At 71.0% G+C, this 12,263-nt stretch carries 12 protein-coding genes; all 12 read right to left on the bottom strand.

The features are described 5' to 3' along the window. Positions 1-64: 64 nt before the first annotated feature. A complete protein-coding gene (locus tag FUT87_RS23070; RefSeq protein ID WP_222617118.1) occupies positions 65-775 on the bottom strand; it encodes a DUF6445 family protein in 711 nt (236 codons plus the stop codon). 28 nt (positions 776-803) lie between these two features. Further along, on the bottom strand, positions 804-1,877 hold the full coding sequence (locus FUT87_RS23065; protein WP_147242521.1) for an acyltransferase family protein: 1,074 nt from the start codon (positions 1,875-1,877) through the stop codon (positions 804-806). Positions 1,878-1,905: 28 nt separating this feature from the next. Then, positions 1,906-2,808 (bottom strand): glycoside hydrolase family 16 protein, encoded by a 903-nt coding sequence (locus FUT87_RS23060; RefSeq protein WP_147241113.1) that lies wholly within the window; start codon positions 2,806-2,808, stop codon positions 1,906-1,908. Beyond that, positions 2,805-4,124, bottom strand: a complete 1,320-nt coding sequence (locus tag FUT87_RS23055; RefSeq protein ID WP_147241112.1) for an MFS transporter — start codon at positions 4,122-4,124, stop codon at positions 2,805-2,807. The genes FUT87_RS23060 and FUT87_RS23055 overlap by 4 nt, the downstream gene beginning before the upstream one ends. A gap of 22 nt (positions 4,125-4,146) precedes the next feature. Beyond that, entirely contained in the window at positions 4,147-5,628 is a 1,482-nt protein-coding gene (nagZ, locus tag FUT87_RS23050) for a beta-N-acetylhexosaminidase (RefSeq protein ID WP_147242520.1), read from the bottom strand. A 67-nt stretch (positions 5,629-5,695) separates the two neighbouring features. Continuing rightward, complete coding sequence (locus tag FUT87_RS23045) at positions 5,696-6,706, bottom strand: SIS domain-containing protein (protein ID WP_147242522.1); 1,011 nt, start codon at positions 6,704-6,706, stop codon at positions 5,696-5,698. Further along, positions 6,696-7,835 (bottom strand): N-acetylglucosamine-6-phosphate deacetylase, encoded by a 1,140-nt coding sequence (nagA, locus tag FUT87_RS23040; protein WP_147242519.1) that lies wholly within the window; start codon positions 7,833-7,835, stop codon positions 6,696-6,698. The genes FUT87_RS23045 and nagA overlap by 11 nt, the downstream gene beginning before the upstream one ends. Continuing rightward, positions 7,832-8,575: a GntR family transcriptional regulator gene (locus tag FUT87_RS23035; RefSeq protein ID WP_091728146.1), complete on the bottom strand. Its 744-nt coding sequence runs from the start codon at positions 8,573-8,575 to the stop codon at positions 7,832-7,834. Before FUT87_RS23035 ends, nagA begins: the two co-directional genes overlap by 4 nt. A 16-nt stretch (positions 8,576-8,591) precedes the next feature. Beyond that, entirely contained in the window at positions 8,592-9,536 is a 945-nt protein-coding gene (locus tag FUT87_RS23030) for a BadF/BadG/BcrA/BcrD ATPase family protein (RefSeq protein ID WP_147242518.1), read from the bottom strand. 187 nt (positions 9,537-9,723) lie between these two features. After that, positions 9,724-10,425 (bottom strand): uracil-DNA glycosylase, encoded by a 702-nt coding sequence (locus tag FUT87_RS23025; protein WP_147242386.1) that lies wholly within the window; start codon positions 10,423-10,425, stop codon positions 9,724-9,726. A gap of 8 nt (positions 10,426-10,433) precedes the next feature. Continuing rightward, positions 10,434-11,225 (bottom strand): indole-3-glycerol phosphate synthase TrpC, encoded by a 792-nt coding sequence (trpC, locus tag FUT87_RS23020; protein WP_147242385.1) that lies wholly within the window; start codon positions 11,223-11,225, stop codon positions 10,434-10,436. A gap of 78 nt (positions 11,226-11,303) precedes the next feature. Beyond that, the coding region (gene trpD, locus FUT87_RS23015; RefSeq protein WP_147242517.1) for an anthranilate phosphoribosyltransferase at positions 11,304-12,263 on the bottom strand (960 nt) is incomplete at its 5' end.

Genomic DNA, 12,263 nt, shown 5'->3' with positions numbered 1-12,263 from the left:
GCAAGCAAGCAAGCAAGCAAGCAAGCAAGCGACTCTCCGCCTGCGGGCGGGCGGCGCTCGCGCGCTAGAAGTCGTAGAAGGTGGTGATGGTCAGCCGGCCCTGGCGCGGATCGCTGCTGAGGCCCAGCGCGGGATTGACGATGGCCGAGTGCAGCAGGCTGCCCCGGTAGGCCACCAGGCGGTTGAATCGCGCCGGCAGCATGCCCAGCAGCTCGAAGCAGTCGTCCGAGTCGCTGAAATAACGCGGCGGCGCCGGATGGCGCTCCATCTCCGCGTAGATCAGGTCGCCGTAGCGTTCGCGCTGATCGGCGGTGATCTGCTGCAGGCCGCTGGCCTTGTGGCGGTAGAAGGCGGTACCGCCATGGCGCTCGTCGCAGAGGTAGAGCATCACGGCCATGAAGTGCGGCGTGCTGGCATCGAAATGCGGCACCCGCTGCAGCGGTCCCAGGTCCTCGGGGGCCACCGTCGTCACCGAGAAGGCGCACGGCGACTTGCGCAGCGGCAGCTCCTCCGGGACGCCGAAGTTCAGCCGGATCAGCGGGTCCAGCAGCTCCGTCAGGCTTTCGCTATAGGCCGCGGGCACTGGCGCTCGCAGCCCGGGATAGCCCTTGCGCTCGTCAGCGCCCGGGCAGCGCTCGAAGCGGGCCTGGCAGGCCGCCTCGACCAGCGCCTGCGGATGCGCGAGGAAATCGTCGATGACGACGACCGGATGCTCGCCGACCCGCACCGAGCGGATGTCGGGCGGCATGCGGATGGCGAAGGTGTCCGGGCTCATGGGCCGGTATTGTGCGGGCGCGACCCGCTCAGATCTTCCAGTACCAGCGGCGCCGGTCGAGCTCGCGCACGATGAGCCACCACACGCCCACGAAAGCCAGCGCGAAGCCCAGCGACTGCGCATGCGGCCCGAGCCAGGCGCCCAGCCAGCCGAAGCCGTGCGCGTAGATCGGGCGCATCCAGCCGAAGCCTTCGAGGAACACGGTGCAGATCCAGGCCCCGGCGTAGGCCGCGATCGCGTTGACGCCGAAGCTGCGGAACAGCGCGGGCGCGCCGAGCCGGTCGATCAGCACATGCCCCGCGAGCAGCACCAGCGCGGCCAGGCCTCCGGTCCACAGCACGAAGGACGGCGTCCAGAGGTTCTTGTTGATCGGCATGAGGCCGATGGCGTCGAGCGCGAAGCCCGTGGCCGCCGCGATGAGCCCGACGGCCGCGAGCTGCCGGAGGGCGCCGGCGCGCAGCGCCTCGCCGCAGCGCCAGCCCAGCAGCGTCGTCGCCAGGGCGCCGAGCGTCGCGACGAGGCCCTCGGGGTCATGGCCGAGGCCCGTCACCGGATCCCACTCGTAGCCATGCGGACCGAGCAGCCACGCATCGACACGGCTGGCGATGTTGCCGGCCTTGTCGAGCGGACCGCCCCACAGCAGCAAGGCGCCATAGCCGGCCAGCAAGGCGGCGAGCCAGACGCGTTGACCGGCGGCGCGCCACTGGATCGCGATCAGGCCGGCGAGCGCGAAGCACAGGCCGATGCGCTGCAGCACGCCGGGAATGCGCAGCGCCGGCTTGTCCATCAGCCACCACGCCAGCGCGTGCAGCACCAGTCCCAGCGCCACGATGCGCAAGCCGCGCTGGACCACGGTGGCGCGCAAGGACGCACCGTCGCCGGCCTCGATGCGCGCGCCCATGGCCAGCGACAAGGAGACGCCCACGATGAACAGGAAGAACGGGAACACCAGGTCGGTCGGCGTCCAGCCGTTCCACGCCGCGTGCTCCAGCGGCGCGTAGACGTGGCCCCAGTCGCCGGGGTTGTTGACCAGCAGCATCGCGGCGACGGCCAGGCCGCGCATCGCGTCGACGGACGCAATGCGTTTCGAGGAAGCGTTCATGGGACGAGGATCGGAAGGAAACAGACGCTCAGAAGTCGCAGCGACTCTCGAGCGCGGGCGTGGCCGGCGGGACCTGGTCGAGCCGCGCGATGCCGCCGGCGCGCCAGCGCTTCACCTGCGCCTCCACCTGGGCCGGGCTCAGGACGGTGTCCTTCGCGTGGAAGACCCAGTCGACGTCCTGCTCGTACACCCGCGGCGGGCCGCCCGCGACGCCCGTGGGCAGCGGACCGCCCGGCGAGAACCACAGGTTGAAGTTGATCGACATCGGCACCACCGGGTAGTTGCGGCCGCCGTGTTCGTCGATCTTGCGGCCGTCGATGAACCATTGGGTGCGGCCGTCGGCCACCTGCATCACCAGCGTGTGCCAGTCGCGGCCGCGCTCGCCCAGCGGGCCGAACTCCTCGTGCTGCTGGTTGAAGGCCAGCCACGGATCGAGACGCACCGTCTGCCAGGTGATGCCGTAGATGCGGGTCTTGTCGCTGCCCCAGCCGCCATTGGGCAGGTACTCCCAGTCCAGCTCGCTGAACTCGGGATCGAAGTCGTGCCTGAGCGGGCTGACCGCGTAGAAGGTCTGGATCACCGGGTCGCCATCGGCGCCGCTCACCGGCTGGTCGCTGAAGCGGATCCGCGCGGCATAGGTCCCCGCGAGGTACTTGCGCTGGTGGCACACCTGCACCTGTGCCGTCCCCGGGCCGGTGCCGTCGGTCACGCCATGCAGGCGCAGCTGGCCGTCGACGACGCTCAAGCCCTCGGGCGCCCAACGAGCGCCGGGAATGCCCGGGTGGCCCGGCGCACTGCGGACCGTCCAGCCCTGCTTGAACAGCGCGGCGGTATCGGCGTAGCTGAAGTCGTCGAAGAAGAATTGCGGGTCGGCGGCGTGCGCGCCACCGGCCATCGACATCGCCACGAGGCCCGCGGCGATCGCCTTCATGTCGCGTTCTCCACCGGCGCCGTCGCCACCGCCGGCTCCTGCGGTGCCCGCCCGGGCATGCGCACGAACAGCAGCAGGATCAGCGCCGGCGCGCCGCAGGCGATGGTCCACAGGAAGAAATGCTCGTAGCCCATCGCGAGCTGGATGTCGCCGCTGATGGTCTTGGAGAAGATGAAGCCCAGCTGCATCACGCCCGAGCCCAGCGCGTAATGCGCCGTCTGGTACTTGCCCGGCGCGACGGCCTGCATGATGAACAGGATCATCCCGACGAAGCCGAAGCCGTAGCCCAGCATCTCCACCGCGACGGCGAAGCCGACGTGCCAAAGATCCGCCGGCATCGTGACGGCCAGGTAGTAGAAGGTCGCGTTGGGCACCGCCATCGCCACGATCAGGAAGGGCATCGCGCGGCGCAGGCTCATCCAGCTGGTGAAGTAACCCCCGGCGATGCTGCCCAGCAGGAAGGCCGCCGTGCCCACCGTGCCGTAGATCCCGCCCACCTGCTCGGTGCTCAGGCCCAGGCCGCCCTTGTCGCGCGCCTCGATCAGGAACAGCGGCCCGATGGTCTGCACCTGCCCTTCGGCGAAGCGGAACATCACGATGAACAGGATCATCAGCCAGATGCCCGGCTTGCCGAGGAAGTCCGCGATGACCTCGCGCAGCGTGCGCCAGACGCCGGCCGCGGTGAGGTCGCCGTGATCGGTGTTGAGCGCGCCGGGCAGCGCGTACGCGTTGTAGCTGGCCAGCACGAACAGCAGCACCGACAGCAGCCCGAAGATCACCGACCACGCGTTCATGACGCCGATGCCACGCTCCAGGTGACCGGCCAGCACCAGCAGGCCGCCCAGCGTCAGGAACTTCGACGCGTTGAAGAACGCGCCCTGCCAGCCGGCGTAGGCCGCCTGCTGCTTGTCGTCGAGCGCTGCCATGTACAGGCCGTCGCAGGCGATGTCGTGCGTGGCCGACGCATACGCGAGCAGGAACAGCACCGCGATGCTGGCCGCGAACCACATCGGCAGCTGCAGCGCCACCGCCATCAGCGCCAGGCCGGCCGCGCCGGTGAACTGCCCGGCGACGACGATCAGCTTCTTGCTGCGCGCCAGCTCCAGGAACGGGCTCCACAACGGCTTGAACGCCCAGGCCAGGCCCAGCAGGCCGGTCCAGCGCGCGATCTGGTCGTTGGCCACGCCCATGTTCTTGAACATCAGGCCGGCGATCAGCATGACGACGAAGAACTGCATGCCCTGCACGAAGTACAGGCTGGAGACCCAGCGGATCGGCGATCGCGCGGGCGCGGAGGAAGTCTGCGGCTGGCTCATGTCGAGGCCCTCGGATCGATGCTCAGTTCAGCGTCACCGGCGACTGGCCGCCGGCCTGGCCGCGGCCTTGCAGCCAGTCGCCCAGGGCCGCCAGCGCGCCGTCCGCGTAGCCCCAGCTGATCACCGTCGGCGCGTCGACATCCAGCGCCTGGAACGGATTCCAGAGCACCAGGTGCAGGTCAGGCCGCCAGTTGCCGGCCTGCGCGCCGTAGCGCGCCCGGTGCGTCGAGGCGACGATGGTGAAGCGGCCATCCGCCGGGACCGTCGCCCAGTCCAGGGCGGCGATGTCGGCGAGCGAGACGAACTCGACGTCGCGGTAGCCCTCGAACAGCGCGCGCACCTGCGCGCCGGTCGGTCCGGCCTCGGAGACGCCGTCGGTCGGCACTTCGTCCTGCACCAGCACGCGGGTCGGGCGATCGGTCGCCGGCGGCACCGCGCCACGCAGCGCGCTCAGGCCCGCGGCCCAGGCTCGACGCATCAGCCGGTCGTCGGCCTCGCGCGGCGCGCCCTGGTAGTCGTCGAAACGGACCGGGAAATCGCGCGCCAGCTTGTCCAGCCGCGCCTGCGCCTGCCGGCCGCGCTCGACGCTCAGGTCGCCGCGCGTGAGCGCGTCCTGCAGCGCGTGGATGGCCTGCGCCTGCTCGTCCAGCGAGCCCTGCGCCAGGATCATGTCGGCGCCGGCGTTGATCGCCAGCACCGCCGCCTTCGCGTAGCCGTAGCGCTCGGCGATGGCCTTCATCATCAGCGCGTCGGTGATGACGACGCCGTCGTAGCCGTATTCGTCGCGCAGGATGCCGCCCAGCAGCGTCCTGGAGAGCGTCGCCGGGTACAGCGGATCGATCTTCGGATAGACGATGTGCGCCGTCATGATCGACGGTGCCAGGTCGCGCAGCGCCTGGAAGGGCTTGAGCTCGAGCGCGTCGAGCTCGGCGCGCGACTTGTCCACCGTCGGCAGGTCCAGGTGGGAATCGACATGCGTGTCGCCATGGCCCGGGAAGTGCTTGATGCAGCAGGCCACGCCCGCGGCCATCGAGCCCTTCATCCAGGCGCCGGCCAGGCGGGTGACGGTGTCCGCGGTCTCGCCGAAGCTGCGCTCGGCGATCACCGGATTGGCCGGGTTGTTGTTGATGTCGGTGACCGGCGCGAAGTTCCAGTTGATGCCGATGCCGCGCAGCCCGCGCGCGACCGCGGCGCCGACCTGTTCGGCCAGCCCCTCGTCGCCCGCCGCGCCCAGCGCCATCGCCGACGGCGGCTGCGGCAGGAAGGTGGCGCGCACCACGGACCCGCCCTCCTGGTCCAGGCCGATCAGCGCGTCCGGGCCCATGGCCTCGCGCAGATCTCGGGTCAGCTGCCGGACCTCGGCCTCGGTGCCCAGGTTCTTGCGGAACAGGCAGACCGCGCGGATCCGGTTGTCGCGCAGGAAGGCGGCGGTGGCCGCATCCAGGCGCTTGCCTTGGATGTCCACCATCACCAGCCGGCCCGGATGGAATGCTGTCTCGCTCATATCGTTCTCTTGCTGCCGGAAATCAATGCGAAATCCATGCGGGCCCCTCAGCGGGACCCGTGCGGGATCAATGCGTCTTCGTGACCTTGGCCAGATGGCGCGGCTGGTCGGGGTTCAGTCCCCGCGCCTGGGCCAGCGCCTCGACCATCGGATAGAAGCTCTGCACCGCGGCGATCGGATCGAGGTCCTCGTTGCCGGTGCAGGTCAGCGGCAGCTCGGCGCCCGGCGTGCCTTCCGGCGCCGCCAGCAGCACGCGCGCGCCACGGCCGCGCATTTCCTCGGCCAGCGCGAGCAGGCCGGCCTGCGCCGGGCCGCGCGGCGCGAACACCAGCAGCGGGTAGCCCTCGTCCACCAGCGCCATCGGGCCGTGCTTGACCTCGGCGCCGGAGAAGGCCTCGGCCTGGATGCCGCAGGTTTCCTTGAACTTCAGCGCCGCCTCCAGCGCGATCGGCAGCGAGGTGCCGCGGCCGATGACGAAGAGCTTGTCCGCGCCCTTGAGCGCGTCCACCGCCACGTCCCAGCGCTGCCGGGCGGCCTGCTCCATCGCCTGCGGCAGCGCCTGCAGCGCGGCGGCGAGGTCCTCGTCGCCCTGCCACGCGGCGACGACGCGCGCCCCGGCCACCAGCTGCGCGATGTAGCTCTTGGTCGCGGCCACGCTCTGCTCGACGCCCGCGTGCAGGCGGAACACGTGCTCGGCGGCGGCTTCCAGCGGCGAGCCGTCGGCATTGACGAAGGCCACCGTGCGCGCCCCATTGGCGCGGAAGTACTGCGTCGGCGACACCAGGTCGGGGCTCTGGCCGGATTGCGAGAACGCCAGCGAGACCAGGCCCTTGCTCTCGATCCGGCTCTGGTAGAGCGTGATCAGCGACATCGGCAGCGAGGTCACCAGCCGGCCCAGCCGCGCCATCACCAGGTAGGCGAGGTAGTGCGACGCGTGGTCCGAGCTGCCGCGCGCGATCGTCAGCAGCGCGCTGGGCGGCTGCTCCCGCAGCGCGTCGCCCAGGGCCGCGTAGGCGTTCTGATCGGCGGCCAGTTGACGGGCCACCACCTGCGGCGCGCTCAGCGCCTCATCCAGCATGCGCGAGGTCAATCGCTTCTCCTTCGACGACCACGCTGTGCAACTGCAAGCCACGGTCCATCACGACAAAGTCCGCCCAGGCGCCCGGGGCCAGGCGGCCCCGATCGTCCAGACCCAGGTAATCGGCCGCGTTCGTCGAGACGCGCCGCGACGCGTCCTCGATCGACAGGCCGAGCTTCAACACCAGATTGCGTAGCGCCTGGTCCATCGTCAGCGTCGAGCCGGCCAGCGTGCCGTCGGGCAGACGCACGCCGCCCAGGCACTTGGTGACGCGATGGCGGCCGAGCCGGTACTCGCCATCGGGCATGCCGGCCGCCGCCGTCGAATCGGTGACGCAGAACAGGTGCGGGATGCTGCGCAGCGCGACGCGGATCGCGCCCGGATGCACATGCAGCAGGTCGGGAATGATCTCGGCGTAGCGCGCGTGGGCCAGCGCCGCGCCGACCATGCCGGGCTCGCGGTGATGCAGGCCGGTCATCGCGTTGAACAGGTGGGTGAAGCCGCCGGCGCCACGAGCCAGCGCGGCCACGCCGTCCTCGTAGGTGCCCAGCGTGTGGCCGATCTGGATGCGGAAGCCCGCTTCGCTCAGTCGCTCCACCAGCTCGAGGTTGCCGGGCAGCTCCGGGGCCAGCGTGATCAGGCGGATCGGCGCCAGCGCATGCAGGGCGCGGATCTCGTCGATCGACGCGGCCTTGGCGAAGTCCGGCTGCGCGCCGAGCTTGCCGGGGTTGATGTACGGACCTTCGAGGTGCACGCCCAGCACGCGCGCGCCGCCGGTGGGCCGCTCGACGCAGGTAGGCGCGAGCGCGCGCATCGCCTGGCGGATCTCGTCCAGCGGCGCGGTCATCGTCGTCGCCAGCAGCGAGGTCGTGCCGTGCCGCGCATGCAGCTGCGCGAGCCGCGCGGCCGCGTCGCCGCCTTCCATCGTGTCGCGGCCGGCGCCGCCGTGGACGTGGGTGTCGATGAAGCCCGGCAGGATCAGCGGCAGGTCCTGCGCGCCGTGGCGGGCCTCGTGCTCGGGGACGGCGCTGCCGTCGATGCCGACCACGCGTCCCTTGTCATGTTCCAGCACACCGCGGATGAAGCCGCCAGGTGTCAGTACGAATCCGTCGATGTGCTGGGTCGTCATCCGTCTCGCCTCATCTCCGCGACGAAGTCGTAGTAGTCGCTGCGGCAGTAGGAATGGGTGAGCTCGACGGCCTGTCCCTGGTCGAGGTAGCCCACGCGGGTGATGAACAGCACGGCCTGGCCGACCGGCACTTCCAGCAGGCCCGCCAGGCGCGAGTCCGCGTTGATCGCGCGGATGTGCTGCAGCGCGCGCACCGGCGCGCCGCCATGCCGGGCGAGGTGCTCGTACAGCGAGGACTCGACCTTCTGCGGCTCGGGCAGCACCGCCTCGGGCAGCACCGACAGCTCATAGGCCATGACGACGGCATCGGCCAGGCGCAGGCGCTCCAGCCGCGCGACGCGCTGGCCGGTGGTCAGGCCCAGCGACAGCTGCTCGTCCGGCGCCGCCATGGCGAAGCCGCGCGTCAGCCAGCGGCTGCTGGGCTTGAAGCCGCGCTGGTGGAGTTCCTCGGAGAAGCTGGTCAGGCGCGACAGCGGCTGCTCGAGCTTGGGCGCGATGTAGTTGCCGGAGCCGCGCTTGCGCACGATCAGGCCCTGTTCGACCAAGCGGTCGATGGCCTTGCGCGCGGTGACGCGCGACAGGTCCAGGGATTCGGAGAGCACGCGCTCGGACGGCAGGGCCTCGTCGGCCTGGTACTGCCCTTCGCGGATCGCCTGGGCCAGCTTGTGGGCCAGCTGCATGTACAGCGGCGAGGCGGCGGCGGGATCGGGCTTGAACTGGAAGGGCAGCTTGGTGCTCATCGGGCTTCTCTGCTTCTCAACGGGGGTCGGAGAGAGCGCCGCGGACCAGCCGCAGCGCACCGTCGGCCGAGTCGCCCTGGGGCGACACGCAACGGGCCCGAATGTTGCCTGAGAAAAGCGCGGCAAGCCGCTGCGCCACGCTGCCCGCGAGCGACAGCGGCAGCTGCTGCGAGGGGTCCAGCGCGAGCGCGAGCTGCTCGAGTTCCGCCACCGCCTGCGCGACCAGCGCGGCCGCGGCCGGGTCGGCGCCCGCATGCTCGAAGACCAGCGGCGCCAGCTGCGCGTAGGCATGCTGGCCGGCCTGGGCGACCCAGGCGTTGATCGCGTCGCGATCCTGCTCGTGCTGGCAGCCGGCGGCGCCCCACACCGCCTGGGCGAGCGGGCCGGGCTCGGCGCGGCCGTCCATGGCCTTCTGCGCCTGACGCATGGCCTGGATGCCGAGCCAGGCGCCGCTGCCTTCGTCCCCGCCGATCCAGCCCCAGCCGCTGACGCAGACCAGCGAGCCGTCGGCGCGCAGCGCCTCGCCCACCGTGCCGGTGCCGGCGGCGATGACGCCACCGGGCCGGCCGGCATGGGCGCCGATGACGGAGGTGGTGCCGTCATTCGCGAGCTCGATGTGGGCGTAGCCGGGCTGCTGCGCGATGAAGGCCTGCGCCTGCGCGGTGACGCCGGCGCCGGACAGGCCGAGCCCGATGGCGGCCTCGGCCAGCGGCAGGCGCTCGATGCCGGCCTTGGCCGCGGCCTCCTGGACCGCCGTCTGGATATGCCGCCAAGCCTGGGCGATGCCCTGCCCCAGCGCGGACGGCCCGGCCCATCCCTGGCCGAGCAGCTGTCCGTGGACGTCGCTCAGCCGGACCCGAGTGCCGGTGCCGCCGCCATCCACCCCCACGAGGTAGCGGACGGCGGTGAAGCGCGGCTGCAAGGGCGCGGACCAGGCGTCCGCCAAGGGGTGGCTGTTCATGATTAATACCAGTTTAGTACCAAAAAACGCGAAGCGTCAATTGGTAGCGCACTGGACTTAACCTTGATGCACAAATCGCTCCGCTAGGGGCTCGCGGATGATAACCACCAACGTACCAGTGATGGCCGATTGAAATGAGGAAGCGCGCAGAGGTGGCCTGCGGAGGGCCAGCGCCCTTTGCAGTCCTTCAGTCCAGCGACCACTCCAGGCCGACGCCCTTGCCCTTGAGCCAGTCCCGCGCCGCGGAGAAGTGGCCGCAGCCGATGAACGGCACCGGCCCGCGCGTGGCGGAGAGCGGCGACGGGTGATTGGCCTGCAGCACGAGGTGGCCGTTGCCGGCGGCCTCGATCAACGGCGCCTTGGCCTGCGCATGCGCGCCCCAGAGCAGGAAGACCTTGGGCGCGGCATCCCGCGCCGTCGCGGCGATGAGCGCATCGGTGAGCGACTCCCAGCCCTTCTTCGCATGCGAGGCGGCGGCGCCGTCCTCGACGGTCAGGCTGGTGTTGAGCAGCAGCACGCCGCACCGGGCCCATTCGCCCAGGTGACCGCACATCGCCGGCTGCTGGCCCAGGTCGCGCTGCAGTTCCTTGAAGATGTTGCGCAGCGACGGCGGCAGCTTCTGCCCCGCCGGCACCGAGAACGCCAGCCCTTCCGCCTGCCCCGGCCCGTGATACGGATCCTGGCCGACGATCACCACCGTCGCCCGCGTCAGCGGCGTGAGCCGCAGCGCGCGCAGCGGGTCTGGCGGATAGATGGCGGCGCCCGCGGCCAGGCGCTCCTTCAGCAGCGCTTCGATGCGCTGGCCGTCGGCGCTCGCGCGCCAGGCGTCGATCAGCGGCTGCCAGCCGTCGCCGACCTGCCAGTCGATGGCCTGCAGCGTCGCGGACATCGCCGGCCTCAACCGAACAGCGCCGACAGCGCCGCGCCCGGGTCGGGCGCGCGCATGAAGGCCTCGCCGACCAGGAAGGCATGCACCTGCGCGTCGCGCATGCGCTGCACGTCGCCCGGCCCCAGGATCCCGGACTCGGTCACCAGCAGGCGATCGGCCGGCACCTGCGCCAGCAGTCCCAGCGTCGTGTCCAGCGTCACCTCGAAGGTCTTCAGGTTGCGGTTGTTGATACCCACCAGCGGCGTCTTCAGCCGCAGCGCGCGCTCGAGTTCGGCGCCATCGTGGACCTCCACCAGCACGTCCAGGCCCAGGCCCAGCGCGCAGTCCTCCAGCTCCGCCATCTGGCCGTCCGCGAGGCTGGCGACGATCAGCAGGATGCAGTCCGCGCCCATCGCGCGCGCCTCGTAGACCTGGTACGGATCGACCATGAAGTCCTTGCGCAGCACCGGCAGCGCGCAGGCGGCGCGCGCCTGCTGCAGGTACTCGACCGAGCCCTGGAAATGCGGCGCGTCGGTGAGCACGCTCAGGCAGGCCGCGCCGTGCCGCTCGTAGCTGCGGGCGATGTCGGCGGGACGGAAGTCCGCGCGCAGCACGCCCTTGCTGGGGCTGGCCTTCTTCACTTCGGCGATCACACCGCTGCGGCCGGCGGCGATCTTGTCGCGCAAGGCCTGCGCGAAGCCGCGCGTGGGCTCGGCGCGCGATTCCGCCTCGGCACGCAGGGCGGCCAGCGGCACGCGGGCCTGCGCGGCGGCGACCTCGTCGCGCTTGACGGCATTGATGCGATCCAGGATGTCGGACATGGTTTTCTCACTTCAGGTCCGGCGCCAGGGCCGGAGGCGGTCGACGCCCAGGCCCGCACGGGCCCGGCCTCGCCACGATCAGGACTGCGCCGCGGCTTGCCGCTGCGTCTCGGCGACGAATTCGTCGAGCTTGGCGCGCGCCGCGCCGGACTCGATCGCCGCGCGCGCCTTCACGATGCCGTCGGCGATGGACTCGACGACATTGGCCGCATACAGCGTCGCGCCGGCGTTGAGCAACACGATGTCCCGCGCCGCGCCAGGCTCGTTGCCGAGCACGCCCAGCAGGATGCGGCGGCTCTCCTCGGGGCCGCTCACCCGCAGGTTGCGGCTGGCGACCATGGGCATGCCGAAGTCCTCGGGATGGATCTCGTACTCGCGGATCTCGCCGTTGCGGAGCTCACCGACCAGGGTCGCCGCGCCCAGCGAGATCTCGTCCATGTTGTCCTTGCCGTAGACCACCACCGCGTGCTGCGCGCCCAGGCGCTGCATCACGCGGACCTGGATGCCGACCAGGTCCGGATGGAACACGCCCATCAAGATGTTGGGCGCGTCCGCCGGATTGGTCAGCGGGCCCAGGATGTTGAAGATGGTGCGCACGCCCAGTTCCTTGCGCACCGGCGCGATGTTCTTCATCGCCGGGTGATGGTTGGGCGCGAACATGAAGCCGATGCCGGTGTTGCCCACGCAGTCGGCGACCGCCTGCGGCGGCAGCGACAGCGTCACGCCGAGCGCCTCCAGCACATCCGCGCTGCCGGTCTTGGACGAGACGCTGCGGTTGCCGTGCTTGGCCACCTGCGCGCCCGCCGCGGCCGCGACGAACATCGAGCAGGTCGAGATGTTGAAGGTGTGCGCGCCGTCGCCGCCGGTGCCGACGACGTCCACCAGGTGCGGCCCCGGCGTGATCGGCACCTTGACGGAGAACTCGCGCATCACCTGCGCGGCGGCGGTGATCTCGCCAATGGTCTCCTTCTTCACGCGCAGGCCGATCAGGATGGCCGCGGCGGTCACCGGCGAGATCTCGCCGCTCATGATGCGGCG

The organism is Mitsuaria sp. TWR114 (assembly GCF_007997345.1).
Note: the sequence above shows the minus strand (reverse complement) of the source record. Positions and strands in the feature narration are given on the sequence as shown.

Coding starts and splice junctions, on each gene's coding strand:
- FUT87_RS23070 (WP_222617118.1), bottom strand. CDS start 775: ATGAGCCCGGACACCTTCGCCATCCGCATGCCGCCCGACATCCGCTCG.
- FUT87_RS23065 (WP_147242521.1), bottom strand. CDS start 1,877: ATGAACGCTTCCTCGAAACGCATTGCGTCCGTCGACGCGATGCGCGGC.
- FUT87_RS23060 (WP_147241113.1), bottom strand. CDS start 2,808: ATGAAGGCGATCGCCGCGGGCCTCGTGGCGATGTCGATGGCCGGTGGC.
- FUT87_RS23055 (WP_147241112.1), bottom strand. CDS start 4,124: ATGAGCCAGCCGCAGACTTCCTCCGCGCCCGCGCGATCGCCGATCCGC.
- nagZ (WP_147242520.1), bottom strand. CDS start 5,628: ATGAGCGAGACAGCATTCCATCCGGGCCGGCTGGTGATGGTGGACATC.
- FUT87_RS23045 (WP_147242522.1), bottom strand. CDS start 6,706: ATGCTGGATGAGGCGCTGAGCGCGCCGCAGGTGGTGGCCCGTCAACTG.
- nagA (WP_147242519.1), bottom strand. CDS start 7,835: ATGACGACCCAGCACATCGACGGATTCGTACTGACACCTGGCGGCTTC.
- FUT87_RS23035 (WP_091728146.1), bottom strand. CDS start 8,575: ATGAGCACCAAGCTGCCCTTCCAGTTCAAGCCCGATCCCGCCGCCGCC.
- FUT87_RS23030 (WP_147242518.1), bottom strand. CDS start 9,536: ATGAACAGCCACCCCTTGGCGGACGCCTGGTCCGCGCCCTTGCAGCCG.
- FUT87_RS23025 (WP_147242386.1), bottom strand. CDS start 10,425: ATGTCCGCGACGCTGCAGGCCATCGACTGGCAGGTCGGCGACGGCTGG.
- trpC (WP_147242385.1), bottom strand. CDS start 11,225: ATGTCCGACATCCTGGATCGCATCAATGCCGTCAAGCGCGACGAGGTC.